The sequence below is a fragment of the Pseudomonas kitaguniensis genome (assembly GCF_009296165.1).
Classification (GTDB): Bacteria; Pseudomonadota; Gammaproteobacteria; order Pseudomonadales; family Pseudomonadaceae; genus Aquipseudomonas; species Aquipseudomonas kitaguniensis.
The window spans coordinates 1-20,009 of record NZ_VUAZ01000007.1 but is presented as its reverse complement, the minus strand read 5'-3'; the positions used below and the strand labels follow the sequence as shown (position 1 = coordinate 20,009).

The window sequence follows — 20,009 nt, the reverse complement described above, 5'->3', positions numbered from 1 at the left end:
TCAGGATGACGAATAGCACTAGCCGAGTGCCAGCCACGCCGTTAAAGTCGGAAGTCCGCCTGCATCGAAATGCCGCAAAAAATCACCGCTTGAACGCCTTATGCCCAGCAGGGCCGGGCACTTGAGCTTTTCAGCGAAACGCCTCCCGGCAGTCCTGCCAACCCAGCCCACTTTGCGCCGTTGCCTGCAATAACATCGGCAACGCTACCCGCGCCTTGTCTTGGGTGTCGTGAAACACAATCACACCTTTGCGCCACAGCAACATCAAGGTCAGCACTCGCTCCTGCGCCTCATCGGCCTTGAGTTTGCCCGGTTCGTCCTGGGAGTCGATGTCCCACAACGCCACCTGCAAACCTTGAGATTGAAAGAACCCCTGGCTGTCGGCGCGACGCTGGCCGTAAGGCGGGCGAAACAGCGGCATGTAGTTTTCCGGCATCAGGTTCTGCACCAGCGATGCGCTGCGGGTGATTGAGCTTTGCCAGTCGACCCAATGGCTGTGCGAACGGTATTGCCAACCCTGTATGCCCACGCACTGGCCCTGATACAGCGCCTGAACATCCGCGGCAGAACTGCGCTCGACGCGGGTTTGCAGGCTACTGCCGAGCACAAAAAAGATGGCGCTCGTCTTTTGTTTGCGCAGGTAGTCGGTGAGCCAGTCGGTAGCGCCGCTGACGGGTGCCGGGCCGCCGTCGAAGGTCATCAGGAACATGCGGTCGTTGAAGGCTTCGCCATTACGCTCGTGGTCGCCGAAACGCGCGACTTCGCTGCTGATCTGCGGGAACAGCGCGGCTTTGCGCAGCAGCTCGTCCAGGTAACGCTCATGGAAGTTATGGCTGGGCCCGGCCCAGCGTATATAAAAGGAGTCGTCGCTGAGCGCGAACTTGCCAGCCTGCTCACGCAGGTCATCCATGCTTTCGACCAGGTAACAGAACGAGGCGTCTTCCTCGCAGCTTTGCTGGGCAAACGTGTAGTTTTCCAGCAGGCGCTGCCAGAGCTGGCGGCGCAAATCGTCAATGGCGGCCAGGTTGATGATCTTCAGGCCCAGGCGTTGCTTGAGCGCGGCTTCGTCCTGGTTTTCGCTGGCAATCAGGCTGTGCGCGAACATCAGGATTTCGGCGCGTGAGGCGACGTCGAACAACGCCGGGCTGCTGAGTTTTTCGGGCCAGGTGCCACGGTCCAGGCTGGCCACATCCACCGGGGCGGCGTGTGCGGTCAAGCCTATCAGGCACGCGGACAATAAAAGCGCTATTCGCACACGGGGTCTCCCTCTCCAGAGTCACCGCCCATCATAGCGGATCATGCCTATCGCCATCATAGGTGGAGTCAAAACGCCCAACCCCCTAGAATCCTCCCACGATTAAAGGAGACGACTTCATGCTGATGGTGATTTCCCCCGCCAAGACCCTCGACTTCGAGACACCGCCGGTAACCCAGCGCTTTACCCAGCCGCAGTACCTGGACCATTCCCGGGAACTGATCGAGCAACTGCGCCAACTAAGCCCGGCGCACATCAGCGAACTGATGCACGTATCCGACAAAATCGGCGGCCTGAATGCCGCACGCTTCGGCAGTTGGACACCGGATTTCACCCCGGCCAACGCCAAACAAGCCCTGCTCGCCTTTAAAGGCGACGTTTACACCGGCCTGAATGCCGAGACTTTCAGCGACGCCGATTTCAACTACGCCCAGGACCACCTGCGCATGCTCTCGGGCCTCTACGGCCTGCTGCGCCCATTGGACCTGATGATGCCGTACCGGCTGGAGATGGGCACCAAACTCGCCAACGCGCGCGGCAAAGACCTCTACGCCTTCTGGGGCACGCGCATCAGCGAATGGCTTAACGAAGCACTCGCCGAACAAGGCGACGACCTGCTGCTGAACCTGGCGTCCAACGAGTACTTTTCGGCGGTCAAGCGCACGGCGCTGAACGCGCGAATCATCAACACCGAGTTCAAAGACCTGAAAAACGGCCAGTACAAGATCATCAGCTTCTACGCCAAAAAGGCGCGGGGCATGATGAGCCGCTTTGTGATTGAAGAACGCATCAACGACCCGGCAAGGCTCAAGCAGTTTGATGTGCAGGGCTATCGCTTCGATGCGCAGCAGTCCAAGCCGGACAACCTGGTGTTTTTGCGCGATCACGCACCCCAATAACGCCATACCCAGCCTATTGATCGTTCCAATACCCAGCTGTTCAGGCTGCTTGAGGTCAACTGTGGGAGGGGGCTTGCTCCCGATAGCGGTGGGTCAGTCGAAGCATCTATGACTTAAACACCGCTATCGGGAGCAAGCCCCCTCCCACAGTTTTATCCGCGTGCCTCCCTCCGGTCGTCATTTATCTGACGCAAGAAAACCGTCCGTACGTCTTTATGAAAAAAATTTCATTCGACAATTCTCATTTTTTTTCGTAGTGGCACCGGATGTTCAAAACAGTAGTGGCACAAAACCATCTCTTCGCATCAACTCCCTATAACTACGGGTTCAAGTAGACGGTACTATCAATATAATACCAGTGCCATCTTTTCTAATATTTCAAGAAATTTACGCAAACAGGATGAGTGGCCAGGAACTTCATCCTGAACCGCCGCTCATACCACCGGTAGCGAAATTCTCTGTTGCTGTAAGAGAAGGCTTACCTGAAGACCAGCGGAAGTAGCAAAGTTGCCACGGCTAAACTTTGACTCACAGGTCACCTGTCCATTGAATAGTTAAGAGCGGCGACAAGGATGATTTGCCACACACTATAAGGCCAAGGCCGAGCTTACCTGAATGTGTCAGTGGGACAACCCAAGGCATTGATAATAAAAGGCTTATAACCTTTATCAATACCCTGCGGCACTGGCGTCAGGCCCTTCTCCCATGAAGACTGGCTGCATTCCAGGGCAAGCCCCAATTACAAGGCCACGTTGCGCACAACTTGAGTGCCATTGTTAGTCACTCGTTATTTAACCTGCCGTTTCGCAGTAAGTAGGCGTCTATTCGCCTAACTTCGCGATAACAGTGACGTTTGCAAACATGAACTCCGGCCATCTAATTGGCATGATTAATATTGAGGTAAATGCGATGCGCATCAGCATATTTGGTTTGGGTTACGTTGGCGCAGTCTGTGCCGGTTGCCTGTCTGCACGGGGCCATGAAGTGGTCGGCGTGGACATCTCAAAGGATAAGATCGACCTGATCAATGCAGGCAAATCGCCCATCGTTGAACCGGGTTTGGGCGAACTGTTGAGCCAAGGTATCGAAACCGGTCGACTGCGTGGCACTACCAACTTCGCCGACGCGATCCGTGATACTGACCTGTCGATGATTTGCGTCGGTACGCCGAGCAAGAAAAACGGCGACCTGGAACTCGATTACATCGAAGCGGTGTGCCGCGAGATCGGTTTTGTGCTGCGTGACAAAACCACCCGCCACACCGTGGTAGTGCGCAGCACCGTGCTGCCCGGCACCGTGGCCAATGTGGTGATCCCGATCCTCGAAGACTGCTCCGGCAAAAAAGCCGGTGTCGACTTCGGCGTTGCGGTCAACCCGGAATTCCTGCGTGAATCCACCGCCATCGCCGACTACGACCTGCCGCCAATGACCGTCATCGGCGAGTTCGACAAAGCCTCCGGCGATGTCTTGCAGTCGCTGTACGAGGAACTCGACGCACCGATCATCCGCAAGGACATCGCGGTCGCCGAAATGATCAAGTACACCTGCAACGTGTGGCACGCCACCAAAGTCACCTTCGCCAACGAGATCGGCAACATCGCCAAAGCGGTCGGCGTCGATGGTCGCGAAGTGATGGAAGTGGTCTGCCAGGACAAAACCCTCAACCTGTCCCAGTACTACATGCGCCCAGGCTTTGCGTTCGGCGGCTCGTGCCTGCCAAAAGACGTGCGTGCCCTGACCTACCGCGCAGGTTCGCTGGACGTGGAAGCGCCGCTGCTCAACTCGCTGATGCGCAGCAACGAGTCGCAAGTGCAGAACGCCTTCGACATCGTCGAAAGCCACGACAAACGCAAAGTCGCGCTGCTGGGCCTGAGCTTCAAGGCCGGCACCGATGACCTGCGCGAAAGCCCATTGGTCGAGCTGGCGGAAATGCTCATTGGCAAGGGTTACGACCTGAGCATCTACGACAGCAACGTCGAATATGCCCGCGTGCACGGCGCGAACAAAGACTACATCGAAGGCAAGATCCCGCACGTGTCGTCCCTGCTCAACTCGGACTTCGACGCCGTGATCAACAACTCCGACGTGATCATCCTTGGCAACCGCGACGAGAAATTCCGTGCCCTGGCGCATAACGCACCGCACGGCAAGCAAGTGGTCGACCTGGTGGGCTTCATGTCCAAGGCCACCAGCGTGACTGGCCGCACCGAAGGCATTTGCTGGTAACGGAAGAGCAGCGGCAAGTTTCGAGCTGCAAGCTGCGAGTAAAAGCACCGCCAATTGCAGCTTGCGGCTTGCGGCTTGTAACTAGCCGCTTTCACCACCTTCGGATGACGCTCATGTCCAAGTTAAAACACCTACTTTTACAGTCGGCAGGCTGGCTATTGTTTTTGAGCCTGCTGATGGGACTCGCCTTGCTGTTGCCGGCGAGTACGTTCGACGCCGAGTCGAAGAATTTTATCTTCCTGATTGGCGCCGTGGGTATCTGGCGCTACTCGATGGGTGCTACGCACTTCTTTCGCGGCATGCTGTTCCTGTACGTGGTCTACCCCCACTTGCGGCGCAAAGTGCGCAAGCTGGGCAAGGCCGCCGACCCCTCGCATGTGTTCCTGATGGTCACCAGCTTCAGGATTGATGCGTTGACCACCGCGCAGGTCTACAGCTCGGTGATTCGCGAAGCCATCGAATGCGGCTTCCCCACCACCGTGGTCTGCTCGCTGGTGGAAATGTCCGATGAGCTGCTGGTGAAGAGCTTGTGGGAACGCATGAACCCGCCGGAACACGTGAAGCTCGACTTCGTGCGTATCGCCGGCACCGGCAAGCGCGATGGCCTGGCCTTCGGTTTCCGCGCCATCTCCCGCCACCTGCCGGATGACCGCGCGGTGGTTGCGGTGATCGACGGCGATACCGTGCTCGCCGAAGGCGTGGTGCGCAAAACCGTGCCGTGGTTCCAGCTGTTCGGCAATGTCGGCGGCCTGACCACCAACGAGTTCTGCGAAGTGCGCGGCGGCTACATCATGAGCGAATGGCACAAGCTGCGCTTCGCCCAACGCCACATCAACATGTGCTCCATGGCCTTGTCCAAACGCGTGCTGACCATGACCGGGCGCATGTCGGTGTTCCGTGCCAGCGTGGTCACCGACCCGGGTTTTATCGCCGACGTGGAAAGCGACTCGCTGCAACACTGGCGCCTGGGCCGCTTCAAGTTTTTGACCGGCGATGACAAGTCCAGCTGGTTCAGCTTGATGCGCCTCGGCTACGACACCTTCTACGTGCCGGACGCCGCGATCAACACCGTGGAACACCCGCCGGAAAAGAGCTTTATCAAGGCCAGCCGCAAACTGATGTTTCGCTGGTACGGCAACAACCTGCGCCAGAACTCCCGCGCCCTCGGCCTGGGTGTTCGCCGCCTCGGTGTGTTCACCAGCATCGTGCTGTTCGACCAGCGCGTGTCGATGTGGACCTCGCTGCTCGGCCTGACCGTGGCGATCATCGCCACCTTCAAATACGGCGGCGCCTTCATCCTCGCGTACCTGCTGTGGATCGGCATCACCCGCCTGATTCTGACCCTGTTGCTGTCGTGCTCCGGCCACACGATCGGCCCGGCGTACCCGGTGATTCTGTATTACAACCAGATCATGGGCGCACTGGTGAAAATCTACGTGTTCTTCCGCCTTGATCAACAGTCCTGGACCCGCCAGGACACCAAACTGACCCGCGATTTGGCCAGCTTTCAACGTTGGTTCAACACCTGGTCGTCTCGGACCATGACCTTCTCCGCCGGCAGCATTTTTGTTGCCGTGTTGCTGATGATGGTCTGACCTGCCAAGCCTGAATTAACTTAAGGAATGCCCTGATGAACAGCCAAGTAAACGCCAACGTAGTCCACGAATCCGAAGCCCAGCGCCAACATGCGCGGGTCAAAATCCCCGCCAAGTTGCGCTTTTTCGGCAATGACGGCAAAGCGACCGAAGCGCGGGTCATCGACCTCTCCGCCGGCGGCCTGGCGTTCACCGCCACCCAGCCGTTGACCGTGGGTGAAGTGCACAAGGGCCGCCTGCAATTCGTCATCGACAACCTCGGCCTGGCGATGGACGTAGAGCTGCAGATTCGCTCTTACAACCGCCAGGACGGCCGCACCGGCTGCCAGTTCCAGAACCTCGAACAGCAAGACATCTCGACCCTGCGCCACTTGATCACCTCGCATTTGTCGGGTGACATCGTGTCGATGGGCGACGTGCTTGCCACCCTGCAACGTGACAACTTCACCAAGGCGCGCAAGGTCAAGGATGGCGGCAGCGGCATGACCGCGTTCGGGCGCCTGCGCGCCGTGACCTTCAGCCTGGCGATCTTTTTGGTGGGCCTGGCGGCGTTCGGTTTCGTGTTCAAATCGGTGTACGGCATGTACTTCGTCAGCCACGCCCAGGCGGGCCTGGTCAGCGTACCCGGCATAAACGTGACCATGCCGCGCGACGGCACCGTGCAAAGCCTGCTCAAAGGTGACTCGGTAGCGGCCAAAGGCGCACCACTCGCCACGTTCAGCACCAGCATGCTCGATGTGCTCAAGGGCCATCTGGACGAAGACCAACTGCAACCGGCCAAGGTTGAAGAACTGTTCGGCAAGCAAATGACCGGCACCCTGACCTCGCCGTGCGATTGCGTGGTCGCTCAACAATTGGTCGCCGACGGCCAATACGCCAGCAAGGGCGATGCAATCTTCCAACTGGTGCCACGCGGCAGCCAGGCCACGGTTGAAGCACGCTTCACCTATCGCCAGTTCGGCGACGTGCGCCCCGGCACGCAGGTTAACTTCCAGGTGGCCGACGAAGAACAGACCCGCACCGGCACCATCGTCAGCAGCACCAGCCTGAACAGCGCCGACTTGTCTTCCGACATCCGTGTGCAGATCAAGCCCGATGCGCCGCTGGACAGCACCTACGCCGGTCGCCCGGTAGAAGTCACCAGCGACCGTGGCCCGTCCCTGAACTGGCTGATCAACAAAGCCATGGCTCACGGTCTGTAAGCGAGGACATGCCTGTGAACCCTATTTCAACCATAGCACTGCCCCCTGTGGGAGCCGGGCTTGCCCGCGATGCAGGCGACCCGGTTTTTCAGATGCACCGAGGTGATGCCATCGCAGGCAAGCCAGCGCCCACACGGAGCCGCTCGCACTTCGCCGCGGCGTACTGCGCGCTGGCCTTGGCCGTCAGCCTCGCCGGTTGCGCCGGCCTGCCCGACCAGCGCCTGGCCAATGAAGCCTTGAAGCGTGGCGACACGGTGACCGCGCAGCAGAATTACCAGCAGCTCGCCAACCTCGGCTACAGCGACGCCCAAGTCGGCCTCGCCGACATTCAGGTCGGCACCCGCGACCCGGCGCAGATCAAGCAGGCCGAAGCCACTTACCGCGCGGCCGCCGATACTTCGCCGCGTGCACAGGCACGCCTGGGCCGCCTGTTGGTGGCCAAACCGGGCGCCACCGAGGCCGAGCAGCACGAAGCCGAGGGCTTGCTGAAAAAAGCTTTTGCCAATGGCGAAGGCAATACCCTGATCCCGCTGGCAATGCTCTACCTGCAATACCCGCACAGCTTCCCGAACGTGAATGCCCAGCAGCAAATCAGTCAATGGCAGGCAGCGGGTTACCCGGAAGCCGGTCTGGCCCAAGTGCTGCTCTATCGCACTCAGGGCACCTACGACCAGCACCTGGATGACGTGGAGCGCATCTGCAAGGCCGCGCTGAACAGCACCGACATCTGCTACGTCGAGCTGGCCACGGTCTACCAGAAAAAAGCCGAGCCGGAAAAACAAGCCGAACTGCTCAAGCAGATGGAAGCCGGCTACAGCCGTGGCACCGTCACCGCACAACGCGTCGACAGCGTGGCGCGTGTATTGGGTGATACCAGCTTGGGCAAAACCGACGAAAAAACCGCGCAGGCGCTGCTCGAAAAAATCGCCCCTGGCTACCCGGCGTCCTGGGTCAGCCTGGCGCAACTGCTCTACGACTTCCCGGAACTGGGCGACGTCGACCAGATGATGAAGTACCTGGACAACGGCCGCGCCGCCGACCAGCCGCGCGCCGAGCTGGTGCTGGGCAAACTCTACTTCGAAGGCAAGTGGGTGCCGGCAGATGCCAAAGCGGCCGAAGCGCATTTCGAAAAAGCCGTGGGCAAGGAAGTCGCCGCCGATTATTACCTCGGCCAGATCTACCGCCGTGGCTACTTGGGCAAGGTCTATTCGCAAAAAGCCCTCGACCACTTGCTGACCGCTGCACGCAACGGCCAGAACAGCGCCGACTTCGCCATCGCGCAGTTGTTTTCCCAAGGCAAGGGCACCCAGCCCAACCCATTGAACGCCTATGTCTTTAGCCAATTGGCTAAAGCCCAGGACACGCCAGAGGCGAATGAGCTGGCCACGCAACTCGAAGCCCCGCTGACGCCTGAGCAACGCGCCGAAGGCCAACGCCTGGTGCAACAGGAACTGGCCGCGCGCGGCAGCCTGGCCCAGAACACGCTGCAACTGCATGCCCTGCAAGAAGAAGACGGCGAGGAATCCCTATGAAGCTCAACCCATTCGTCAAGGCCGGTATCGGCCTGACCTTTGCCCTGCTGTGGTCGTGCCCGACCCTGGCTGCGCTGACCGAAACCAAGAACTTCGGCGTCGACGTAAAAATCACCGGGCAGTCCGAAGATGACCGCGACCTCGGCACGCAAAAAGGCGGCGACGTTAACGGCATCGGCCTCGACCTGCGCCCGTGGGTCTACGGCGAGAGCGGCGCGTGGAGCGCCTACGCGATGGGCCAGGCGGTAGCCTCCAGCGACATCATCGAGACCGACACCCTGCAACAGTCCTCCGATGACAGCACCGAGCAATCGAGCAACGACGACCGCAAAACCAAGAAAAACTACTTGGCCCTGCGCGAGTTCTGGGTTGGCTACAGCGGCTTCACGCCCTACCCCGGCGAAATCCTCAAACTGGGTCGCCAACGCCTGCGCAACGACGACGGCCAATGGCGCGACACCAATATCGAAGCACTCAACTGGACCTTCGACACCACGCTGCTCAAGGCGAATGTCGGCGCGGCCGAGCGTTTCAGCGAATACCGCACCGACCTCAAAGAACTGTCGCCGGTCGATAAAGACCGTCAGCACTTCTACGCAGACGCCGCTTACCAGTGGGCGCCGGGCAACTGGGTCGGCCTGCGCGGCCACCACACGCATGACGACGGCAAGCTCGACTATGCCGAACCGGGCGTGGCCAGCGACCCGTTGGACAAGCGCGAAAACGGCGACCTGACATGGCTCGGCATCGAAGCCAACAGCGACGCCTATAACTGGCGCAACACCAATACCGTTAACTACTGGGCCAGCGTCACCGGCATGCGCGGCGACCGCGACACGGTCAACGCCTTGAACGCCGACGGCAGCCGCCCGACAAACGCCAAGCGCAGCGATGATGTGAGTGGCTGGGCCACCGACCTCGGCGTGCGCTTGCGCCTCGACCCGCAGTGGCAAGTCGGCGCGGCCTATTCACGCGCCAGCGCCGAATATGAGCAGAACGGCCTGCAAAGCAACCGTTCGAACTGGACCGGCACGCAATCGCGCGTGCACCGCTTCGGCGAAGCGTTTCGCGGCGAAATGAACAACATGCAGTCGATGAGCCTGTTCGGGTCCTGGCAGTTGCGCGAGGACTACGACGCAAGCCTGGTGTACCACAAGTTCTGGCGCGTGGACGGCAACAAGCCGGTGGGCAGCAACGGTGTGGACGCGGTGCAAAACAACACCGATGACGTGACCGGCGCGATCCTCTCCAGCACGTCTTTGCCGCTTGAAGACGGCAAAAAAGACTTAGGCCAAGAGATGGACCTGGTCGTCACCAAGTACTTCAAAAAAGGCCTGCTGCCAGCCGCGCTCAGCCAGTCGGTCGACGAACCGTCGGCGCTGGTGCGCTTGCGTGCCGGCGTGTTCAAGCCGGGCGATGCGTATGGCAGCGGCGTCGACTCCTACATGCACCGCGCGTTTGTCGACGTGGTCTGGAAATTCTGATGGGAGCCTGCGCGATGAACCCTCAAGCCCTCAAAGGCTCGGTCAGCCTGTTGGTCGCGGCGATGCTGCTGGCCAGCACTTCGGCCTTTGCCGACGGTGCGGCGGTGAAGGCGCCGACCATCGCCAAAGAGCTGCAACAGGCCAAGACCTACACCATTTCCAGCCCGCCGACGGCGCCGCTGGAAATGGCCAAACCAAGCCTGCCGGACCTGTCGGGCTACACCGCGGCAGCGATGGAAAAGAAGATTGTGCGCACCAAAGTGGGCAAAGTCAGCATCCGCCGCATGATGCAGGAAGACGCGCTCAAGGACTTTATCGGCGGCGACAACAAGATGGCTGAATGGGTGGTGCGCCAGCACGGCATTCCCCAGGCGATCTTTGTCGACGACGGCTACCTGAACCTCAAGGACCTGCTCGGCAAAGTGCCCAAGCAGTACCTCAGCGAAACCTCGCCGGGGGTGTTTTTGGCCAAGTTGCCGATCGTGGTCGGGCGCAAAGGCATCCTCGACATCGACAACAAGACCCAAGAGCTGCGCCTGTCCCAGCAAGCCGGCGCGTTCCTGATCAACGACGGCCAGTTGTTTGTGCGTGACACCAAAATCACCGGCTGGAACGAAAAAACCAATGGCCCGGCGACCTTCCAGTCGCCCAAGGAATTTCGCCCGTTCCTGTTGGCCTGGGGCGGCACCGAGACCTACATTTCCAAGACCAAAATGGCCAGCTTCGGCTACGCCAACAGCAAGTCGTACGGGGTGAGTATCTCCCAGTACACGCCGAACATGGCCAAGGTGCTCAAACGAGCCGAGCCGACCGGCTGGATCATTGATTCCGAGTTCTCGGACATGTGGTACGGCTTCTACTGCTACGAGACCACAGGCTTTGTGCTTAAGGGCAACACCTACAAAGACAACATCGTCTACGGCATTGACCCGCACGACCGTTCGCACGGCCTGATCATCGCGGACAACACCGTGTACGGCACGAAAAAGAAGCACGGCATCATCATTTCCCGGGAGGTGAACGACAGTTTCATCTTCAACAACCGCAGCTACGACAACAAGCTCTCGGGCCTGGTACTCGACCGTAACAGCGTGAATAACCTCGTCGTCGACAACGAGTTCTACCGCAACCACACCGACGGCATCACGCTCTATGAGAGCGGTGACAACTTGCTGTGGGGCAACAAGGTGATCGCCAACCGTCGCCACGGCATTCGGGTGCGTAACAGCGTGAACATTCGCCTGTACGAAAACACCTCGATGGCCAACGGCTTGACCGGCGTGTACGGCCACATCAAAGACTTGACCGACACCGACCGCGACATCGCGCTCGACCCGTTCGACGCCAAAGTGTCGCTGATCGTGGTCGGCGGTGAGCTGGCGGGTGAACGGCAGCGGGCCGCTGTCGATTGATTCGCCGCTGAGCATCGAGCTGTACCGCGTGTCGATGCTGGCGCCGAGCAAAACCAGCGGCATCAGCTTCTCCGGCATTCTTGGTGATCGCCAGGAAGAAATTCTCGACCTGCTGGTGCGCCAGCAGAAAGCCGTGCTGATCGACCCTGTCGAACGCCAGACCGAAATGCAGGACTGAGGATGACCCTTATGCACCCACACATGATCAAACTGCTCAGCCTTTCGGGCTTGACTCTCGGCCTGCTGGCGGCCAGCCAAGGTGTACGCGCCGACGATGTGAAGGCGCCGACCTTCAGCGCCGAACCATGCTGCAGCCTGTGCCCGGCAGCGCACGACGCGAAGAACTACACCACGCGTTACCAGCAGAACTTCACCACGCTGGTGCAAGCGCAAGGCGATTGGCTGTTCCGTACCCAAGAAGACTTGCGCACCGAATTCGACACCAGCCCCGCCGGCTACAAGCGCATGCAACAACTGCACGACGCGTTCAAGGCCAAGGGTGTCGAACTGGTCGTGGTCTACCAGCGACCCGTGGCCTGGTGAACCGCAACAAGCTCAACCCGGAAGAAAAAGCCTCGTTCGATTTCGACAAGGCGCTGGGCAACTACAAGACCATGCTCGGGCGTTTCGCCAAGATGGGCTACGTGGTGCCGGACCTCTCGCCGTTGACCAACGAGCAACTGCCGGACGAATTGCCCGCGCACGATTTTTACTTCCGTGGCGACCAACACTGGACACCCTACGGCGCCCAGCGCACGGCAAAAATCGTCGGCGCCAAAGTGCGTGCGATGCCTGAATTTGCCGACATCCCCCAACGTGAGTTCGAAACCAAACGCTCCGGGCGCATGGGCAAGACCGGCACCCTGCACAACATGGCCGGGCAACTCTGCGGCACCAGCTACGCCATCCAGTACATGGACCAGTTCACCACCGAGCCCAAGGGCGAGGCCGGTGATGGCGACCTGTTCGGTGATACGGGCAACCCGCAGATCACGTTGGTCGGGACCAGCCACAGCGGCAAGAACTACAACTTCGCCGGCTTTCTTGAACAGGAAATCGGTGCCGACATCCTCAACGTGGCCTTCCCTGGCGGTGGCCTTGAGGGCTCGATGATCCAGTACCTGGGCAGCGAGGAGTTCCAGAAAAGCCCGCCGAAAATTCTGATCTGGGAATTCTCGCCGCTGTATCGCCTCGACCAAGAGACCATCTACCGCCAGATGATGTCGCTGCTCGACAACGGCTGCGAAGGCAAAACCGCGCAGATGAGCGCCAGCACCACGCTTAAACCCGGCAAGAACGAATTGCTGGTTAACAGTTCGAACAAAGACCTGCGTAACAGCAGTCACCAGGTAGACATCCGCTTCGCCGACCCGTCGGTGAAAACCCTGCAAGCCACCCTCTGGTACATGAACGGTCGCCACGAGGACATCAAAATCGAAAAACCCGAAACATCCGATACAGACGGGCGTTTCGCCTTCGAACTGCGCACTGATGAAGACTGGGCCTCGCAGAACTTGCTGGCCGTGGAAGTGCAAGGCCCGGAAGCGGGCCAGGCCGCGCAGAAGGTTGAAGCGAAAATTTGCACACGCAACGTATTCCCGAGCCGTGGTCAACAGACCGCTCAACTTGGGCAATGAGGTTACCTATGCAGAAGTTATTGATTCCAACGCTGCTGGGCATGGCGATCTTCGCCGGCTCCGTTAACGCCGCCGCCCCACTGCGTCCGCCACAGGGCTATATGGCCCCGATCGAGGCGTTCAAGACCGGTGATTTCAAGAATGACTGCGGCGCCATGCCCGCGCCCTACACCGGCTCGCTGCAATTTCGCAGCAAGTACGAAGGCTCCGACAAGGCGCGCTCGACCCTGAACGTGCAATCCGAAAAAGCCTTTCGCGACAGCACCGCCGACATCACCACGCTGGAAAAAGACACCAGCAAGCGCGTGATGCAGTTCATGCGCGACGGCCGCCCGGAGCAACTGGAATGCACCTTGAACTGGCTGACCAGTTGGGCCAAGGCGGATGCGTTGATGTCCAAAGACTTCAACCACACCGGCAAGTCCATGCGCAAATGGGCCTTGGGCAGCATGGCCTCGGCCTATGTACGCCTGAAGTTCTCCGACTCCCACCCGCTGGCCAACCACCAGCAAGAGTCGCAGTTGATCGAGGGCTGGTTCAGCAAAATGGCGGATCAGGTGGTCAGCGACTGGGACAACCTGCCGCTGGAAAAAACCAACAACCACTCTTACTGGGCCGCCTGGTCGGTGATGGCCACGTCCGTCGCCACCAACCGCCGCGACCTGTTTGACTGGGCGGTGAAGGAATACAAGGTCGGCGCCAACCAGGTCGACGCCCAGGGCTTTTTGCCGAACGAATTGAAGCGTCAGCAACGCGCTTTGTCGTACCACAACTACGCCCTGCCGCCGCTGTCGATGATCGCCAGTTTCGCGCTGGTCAACGGTGTTGATTTGCGCCAGGAAAACAACAGCGCGCTCAAACGCCTCGGCGAAAAAGTGCTGGCCGGGGTGAAAGACCCGGAAATTTTCGAGCAGAAGAACGGCAAAGAGCAGGACATGAAGGACCTCAAGCAAGACATGAAATTTGCCTGGCTGGAACCCTTCTGCACCCTCTACACCTGCGCCCCGGACGTGATCGAACGCAAGCACGCGATGCAACCGTTCAAGACCTTCCGGCTTGGGGGTGACCTGACCAAGGTCTACGACCCGACGCACGAGAAGGGCAACAAAGGCAGCTGAAAATCCAGCGGACGAAACCGGGTTCAAATGTGGGAGGGGGCTTGCTCCCGATGACGGTGTAACAGTCGCCCTCTGTGTTGAATGCCACACCGCTATCGGGAGCAAGCCACCTCCCACCGCTTGAACCGGTTTTGTCAGTGGAAATGTTGTACCGCCCTCCCGCGAAATCGTGGGGGGGTTTGGGGGGGCTGCGGCCCTTGACTGTTGGTTAAACATGGAGAGATCGGGATGGTTTTCTCGTCCAATGTGTTCCTGTTTTTGTTCTTGCCGATCTTTCTCGGCTTGTACTATTTAAGCGGGCAACGCTATCGCAACCTGCTGCTGCTGATTGCCAGCTACGTGTTCTACGCCTGGTGGCGAGTGGACTTTTTGGCGCTGTTCGCCGCCGTCACGCTGTGGAATTACTGGATCGGCCTCAAGGTCGGTGCGGCCGGCGTGCGCACCAAGCCGGCGCAGCGCTGGCTGCTGCTGGGCGTGGCGGTCGACCTGTGCATCCTCGGCTACTTCAAGTACGCCAACTTCGGTGTCGACAGCATCAACCTGATGATGAAGTCGGCAGGCCTTGAGCCGTTTATTCTCACCCACGTGCTGTTGCCGATCGGTATCTCGTTCTACATCTTCGAGTCCATCAGCTACATCATCGACGTGTACCGCGGCGACACCCCGGCCACCCGCAACCTCATCGACTTTGCGGCGTTCGTGGCGATTTTCCCGCACTTGATCGCCGGCCCTGTGTTGCGCTTTCGCGACCTGGCCGACCAGTTCAACAACCGCACGCACACCCTCGACAAGTTCTCCGAGGGCTGCACGCGGTTCATGCAGGGTTTCATCAAGAAGGTATTTATCGCCGACACCCTGGCGGTGGTCGCCGACCACTGCTTTGCCCTGCAAAACCCCACCACCGGTGACGCCTGGCTCGGCGCGCTGGCGTACACCGCGCAGCTCTACTTCGACTTCTCCGGCTACAGCGACATGGCCATCGGTTTGGGCTTGATGATGGGTTTTCGCTTCATGGAAAACTTCAAACAGCCGTACATCAGCCAGTCGATCACCGAGTTCTGGCGCCGCTGGCACATCAGCCTGTCGACCTGGTTGCGGGACTACCTGTACATCACGCTGGGCGGCAACCGTAAAGGCACGCTCACCACTTACCGCAACCTGTTCCTGACCATGCTGCTCGGCGGTTTGTGGCACGGTGCGAACATCACCTACATCGTCTGGGGTGCCTGGCACGGCATGTGGCTGGCGATTGAAAAAGCCATCGGCCTGAACACCGCGCCGCGCAGCTTCAACGTGGTGCGCTGGGCCTTCACCTTCCTGCTGGTGGTGATGGGCTGGGTAATCTTCCGCTCCGAAAACCTGCACGTCGCCGGCCGCATGTACGGCGCGATGTTCAGCTTTGGCGAGTGGTCGCTGTCGGAACTCAACCGCGCCAACCTCACCGGCCTGCAAGTCGCGACTCTGGTGGTGGCGTACGCCACATTGGCGTTCTTCGGCCTGCGCGATTTCTACACCAACCGCCCTGCCGAGAAGCGCAAACCGGCCGACCCGAGCCTGATCAAGGCGGTGCCGGGCGACAACCCCGGCAGCATCCACCAGCCAGGTTTCACGGTGGGCACAGACGCCACCGTGCAACCGGCCTACTGGGCGGCTGACTGGCCACGCTACGCAATGCGCGCGGCGGTGCTGCTGCTGTTCGTGGCCTCGATTCTGAAACTGTCGGCGCAGAGTTTCTCGCCGTTCCTTTACTTCCAATTCTGAGGGGCCTGCCATGACTCGTTCATTACGCGTGCTCTATGTCAGCCTGTTCATGCTGGTGCTGTTGGCGCTGGGCGCCTGGTCGCTGCGCAGCTTCATGGGTTTCAGCACCAACGCCGACGCGACGGTGCTCAACGGGCGCTGGAGCAAAGCCGTCGAGACGCACTACGACGACGCGTTCCCGATCAAACGCCTGGGCACCAACCTCTGGGCCGCGCTGGACTACAAGCTGTTCAATGAAGGCCGCGCCGGCGTGGTGCTGGGCCGCGATCACTGGTTGTACAGCGACGAGGAGTTCAACCCCGCCGTCAATGAAGACCAGAACCTTGAGGGCAATTACGCGCTGGTCGAAGGCGTGCGCCAGACGCTCAAGGCCAAAGGTATTCAACTGGTGATGGCGATTGTGCCGGCCAAGGTGCGCCTGTACCCGGAGCACTTGGGCGAAGTAAAACCGGCGAGCATCCACGCCAACCTGTACCAGGACTTCCACGCCCGCGTGGCGGCCGACAAGATCATCGCCCCCGACCTGCTCGGCCCGTTGCAACAGGCCAAGCTGGGCGGCACGCAAGTGTTCCTGCGCACCGACACCCACTGGACGCCTGACGGCGCCGAAATCGCCGCCAAGCAGTTGGCTAAAACCATTGCCGACAAAACCCCGCTCAGCGGCGCGCCGCAGCGCTTCGTCACCGAAGCCGAGAAAACCGAGCCACACAAGGGCGACCTGCGGTTGTTCCTGCCGCTGGACCCGCTGTTTGAAAACCTGATGCCGCCCAAAGAGCCGCTGCAAAAACGCGTCACGCACCTGGCCGAAAACAAAGGCGACGAAGCGCTGTTCAGCGACAGCGAAACCCCGGTGGCACTGGTGGGCACCAGCTACAGCGCCAACCCCAACTGGAACTTCGTCGGCGCGCTCAAGCAAGCCTTGCACAGCGACGTTATCAACTACTCCGAAGACGGCCACGGGCCGATCCTGCCGATGCTCAGCTACCTGAACAGCGACGACTTCAAGAACAGCCCGCCACAGGTGCTGATCTGGGAGTTTCCTGAACGTTATCTGCCGGTGGACAACGAAATCGGCGATGCCGACCCGCAGTGGGTTGCACAGCTTAAACAAGCCGGTTCACGTCACCAGAACATGGCAAGCAACACCCCAATTAACCAGCAAAAATCCGAGACGCCCGACCGGGCGCAAAACTGAAAGAGAGGTAACTCACATGACTTTCACTACAACTCCTCGTCGTCTCGCCAAGACTCTGGCCCTGGCTGCCGGTATCAGCGTTGCTTCAATGTCCGCCTTCGCCGGCGACGCCGCCCTGTACGGCCCTGTCGCCCCCAAAGGCTCAAGCTTCGTGCGCGTGTACAACGCTAGCAACCAGGAAGTCAGCGCCACCGTTGGCAGCACCAACCTGAGCGAAGTGGCACCGTTGGCCAGCAGCGACTTCAGCTTTATGCCGGGCGGTGACTACAGCGCCAAGCTGGGCAGCCAGACCGTGCCGGTCAAACTCGCCGCCGACCATTACTACACGCTGGTGAATAACGGCAGTGGCCAGCCACAGTTGATCGAAGAACCGCCGTTCAAGAACAAGCAAAAATCCCTGGTGCGCGTGCAAAACCTGAGTGACAAGGCGCTGACCCTGAAAACCGCCGACGGCAAAACCGACGTGGTCAAGTCCGTGGCTGCCAAAGGCCGTGGCGAACGCGAAATCAACCCGGTGAAGGTCAGCCTGGCGTTGTACGACGGTGACAAGAAAGTCGGCGATGTGAAGCCGGTTGCGTTGGAACGTGGTGAAGCGGCGGTGCTGTATGTGACCGGCTCGGGTTCGAGCATCTCGCCAGTCTGGGTAAAACGCCCCGTGTCGACCCGCTGATTATTTCCCTGTGGGAGCCGGGCTTGCCCGCGATGGCATCACCTCGGTGTCACTGACAGACCGAGTCGCCTGCATCGCAGGCAAGCCAGCTCCCACAAGGACCGAGACAAATACAAGAGTGAAACGACAAACCTTCGTAGCTCTGACTCATATCGTTTCAAGGAGAAACACATGATCCCAGTAATCCTTTCCGGTGGTAGTGGCTCACGTCTTTGGCCGCTTTCGCGTAAACAGTTCCCGAAGCAATTCCTGGCCCTGACCGGCGAGCACACGCTGTTCCAGCAAACTCTGGAGCGCCTGGTGTTCGAAGGCATGGACACCCCGATCGTGGTGTGCAACAAGGACCACCGCTTTATCGTCAACGAGCAACTGAGCGCCCGCAAGCTCGAAGCCCAGCGCATCCTGATGGAACCGTTCGGCCGCAACACCGCGCCGGCCGTGGCCCTGACCGCGATGATGCTGGTTAACGAAGGCCGCGACGAACTGATGTTGGTGCTGCCTGCCGACCACGTGCTGGACGACCAGAAAGCCCTGCAACGCGCACTGGCGCTGGCCACTGTAGCGGCCGAGCGTGGCGAAATGGTGCTGTTCGGCGTGCCGGCGACCCGCCCTGAAACCGGTTACGGCTACATCAAGTCGAGCAACGATTCGCTGCTGCCCGAAGGCGTCAGCCGGGTTGAGCAGTTTGTTGAAAAACCGAATGAAAAACGCGCCATCGAGTTCGTCAAAAGCGGCGGCTATTTCTGGAACAGCGGCATGTTCCTGTTCCGCGCCAGCCGCTTCCTTGAAGAGCTGAAAAAGCACGAGCCGGACATCTACGACACTTGCGTACTGACCCTGGAACGCAGCGAGCAGGATGCCGACACCATCACCTTCGACGAAGCGACTTTCGCTTGCTGCCCGGACAACTCCATCGACTACGCCGTGATGGAAAAAACCCAGCGCGCCTGCGTGGTGCCGCTGAGTGCAGGCTGGAGCGACGTCGGTTGCTGGGCGTCGCTGTGGGCGGTCAACGATAAAGACGTCAACGGTAACGTCAGCAAAGGCGACGTGGTGATCCAGGACAGCCGCAATTGCATGATCCACGGCAACGGCAAACTGGTGTCGGTGATCGGCCTGGACAACATCGTGGTGGTGGAAACCAAGGACGCGATGATGATTGCCCACAAGGACAAGGTTCAGGGCGTCAAGCAGATGGTGTCGACCCTCAACGAGCAGGGCCGCAACGAAACCCAGAACCACTGCGAAGTTTACCGCCCGTGGGGCTCGTACGACTCGGTGGACATGGGCGGGCGTTTCCAGGTCAAGCACATCTCGGTCAAACCGGGCGCGTGCCTGTCGCTGCAGATGCACCACCACCGCGCCGAGCACTGGATTGTGGTCAGCGGCACTGCCGAAGTCACCTGTGACGAGAACGTGTTCCTGCTCTGCGAAAACCAGAGCACCTACATCCCGATCGCCTCGGTGCACCGCCTGCGCAACCCGGGCAAGATCCCGCTGGAGATCATCGAAGTGCAATCGGGCAGCTACCTGGGCGAAGACGACATCGAGCGTTTTGAAGATATTTACGGGCGCTCCACGCCGATAGAACGTGGCGTGTCGGTGAAAACTATCGCGCAATAAAGCAGTCGTACAAGAAGCCCTCATTCAGCCCATTGCGTCCCCTATCCGCAGTGGGCTGGGTGGGGGCTTTTTTTTGGGTTTTGCAGGGGTTTTGAGGGCCTCATCGCGAGCAAGCCCGCTCCCACAGTTTGACCGTGTTCCAAAGCTATACCCGGTCCAACTGCGGGAAGGGCAAGCCCTCAAAGTTTGACCCTGTTCCAAAGCTGCACCCGGTCCAACTGTGGGAAGGGCAAGCCCTCAAAGTTTGAACCTGTTCCAAAGCTGCACCCGGTCCAACTGTGGGAGGGGCAAGCCCTCAAAGTTTGAACCTGTTTCAAAGCTGCACCCGGTCCAACTGTGGGAGGGACAAACCCTCAAAGTTTGACCCTGTTCCAAGGCTGCACCCGGTCCAACTGTGGGA

Annotated in this window: 14 protein-coding genes and 1 pseudogene; 14 read left to right on the top strand and 1 reads right to left on the bottom strand. The window is 59.8% G+C overall.

The genetic code is table 11. From position 1 onward, the window contains the following. Positions 1–130 precede the first annotated feature (130 nt). Positions 131–1,255, bottom strand: coding sequence for a polysaccharide deacetylase family protein (locus F0169_RS01510; protein ID WP_172979295.1), 1,125 nt, complete (start codon positions 1,253–1,255; stop codon positions 131–133). A gap of 119 nt (positions 1,256–1,374) precedes the next feature. Here F0169_RS01510 and yaaA point away from each other — a divergent pair, with 119 nt between their 5' ends. The 14 genes and pseudogenes from yaaA (at position 1,375) to F0169_RS01440 (ending at position 19,609) form a co-directional block, all read left to right on the top strand. Beyond that, on the top strand, positions 1,375–2,154 hold the full coding sequence (gene yaaA, locus F0169_RS01505; RefSeq protein ID WP_058412008.1) for a peroxide stress protein YaaA: 780 nt from the start codon (positions 1,375–1,377) through the stop codon (positions 2,152–2,154). Between the two features lie 909 nt (positions 2,155–3,063). Then, positions 3,064–4,380 (top strand): nucleotide sugar dehydrogenase, encoded by a 1,317-nt coding sequence (locus F0169_RS01500; RefSeq protein ID WP_058412009.1) that lies wholly within the window; start codon positions 3,064–3,066, stop codon positions 4,378–4,380. A 113-nt stretch (positions 4,381–4,493) separates the two neighbouring features. Next, the gene (gene alg8 / locus F0169_RS01495; RefSeq protein WP_058412010.1) at positions 4,494–5,975 is read left to right on the top strand and encodes a mannuronan synthase; all 1,482 of its coding nucleotides are present in this window, start codon (positions 4,494–4,496) and stop codon (positions 5,973–5,975) included. Positions 5,976–6,010: 35 nt separating this feature from the next. Further along, positions 6,011–7,177 carry an alginate biosynthesis protein Alg44 gene (locus tag F0169_RS01485; RefSeq protein ID WP_058412011.1) on the top strand — a complete coding sequence of 389 codons (1,167 nt, stop codon included), beginning with the start codon at positions 6,011–6,013 and terminating at the stop codon, positions 7,175–7,177. Between the two features lie 8 nt (positions 7,178–7,185). Then, positions 7,186–8,709 (top strand): alginate biosynthesis TPR repeat lipoprotein AlgK, encoded by a 1,524-nt coding sequence (gene algK / locus F0169_RS01480; protein WP_425274269.1) that lies wholly within the window; start codon positions 7,186–7,188, stop codon positions 8,707–8,709. Further along, entirely contained in the window at positions 8,706–10,193 is a 1,488-nt protein-coding gene (locus F0169_RS01475) for an alginate export family protein (RefSeq protein ID WP_152745241.1), read from the top strand. Before algK ends, F0169_RS01475 begins: the two co-directional genes overlap by 4 nt. Beyond that, a pseudogene (gene algG / locus F0169_RS01470) lies at positions 10,193–11,783 on the top strand (mannuronan 5-epimerase AlgG). The gene F0169_RS01475 and the pseudogene algG overlap by 1 nt, the downstream one beginning before the upstream one ends. 2 nt (positions 11,784–11,785) lie before the next feature. Beyond that, positions 11,786–12,148, top strand: a complete 363-nt coding sequence (locus tag F0169_RS27635; protein WP_341869076.1) for an alginate O-acetyltransferase AlgX-related protein — start codon at positions 11,786–11,788, stop codon at positions 12,146–12,148. Beyond that, a complete protein-coding gene (locus tag F0169_RS28120; RefSeq protein ID WP_341869078.1) occupies positions 12,040–13,242 on the top strand; it encodes an alginate O-acetyltransferase in 1,203 nt (400 codons plus the stop codon). The genes F0169_RS27635 and F0169_RS28120 overlap by 109 nt, the downstream gene beginning before the upstream one ends. Before the next feature lie 8 nt (positions 13,243–13,250). Then, positions 13,251–14,360 (top strand): mannuronate-specific alginate lyase, encoded by a 1,110-nt coding sequence (locus tag F0169_RS01460; RefSeq protein WP_082648995.1) that lies wholly within the window; start codon positions 13,251–13,253, stop codon positions 14,358–14,360. A 228-nt stretch (positions 14,361–14,588) separates the two neighbouring features. Continuing rightward, on the top strand, positions 14,589–16,121 hold the full coding sequence (locus F0169_RS01455) for an MBOAT family O-acyltransferase (protein ID WP_152745240.1): 1,533 nt from the start codon (positions 14,589–14,591) through the stop codon (positions 16,119–16,121). Positions 16,122–16,131: 10 nt separating this feature from the next. After that, positions 16,132–17,316 carry an alginate O-acetyltransferase gene (locus F0169_RS01450; protein ID WP_152745239.1) on the top strand — a complete coding sequence of 395 codons (1,185 nt, stop codon included), beginning with the start codon at positions 16,132–16,134 and terminating at the stop codon, positions 17,314–17,316. A gap of 16 nt (positions 17,317–17,332) precedes the next feature. Continuing rightward, positions 17,333–17,986 (top strand): alginate O-acetyltransferase AlgF, encoded by a 654-nt coding sequence (locus tag F0169_RS01445; RefSeq protein WP_058412017.1) that lies wholly within the window; start codon positions 17,333–17,335, stop codon positions 17,984–17,986. A 171-nt stretch (positions 17,987–18,157) separates the two neighbouring features. Continuing rightward, the gene (locus tag F0169_RS01440) at positions 18,158–19,609 is read left to right on the top strand and encodes a mannose-1-phosphate guanylyltransferase/mannose-6-phosphate isomerase (RefSeq protein ID WP_122250900.1); all 1,452 of its coding nucleotides are present in this window, start codon (positions 18,158–18,160) and stop codon (positions 19,607–19,609) included. Positions 19,610–20,009: the final 400 nt, after the last annotated feature.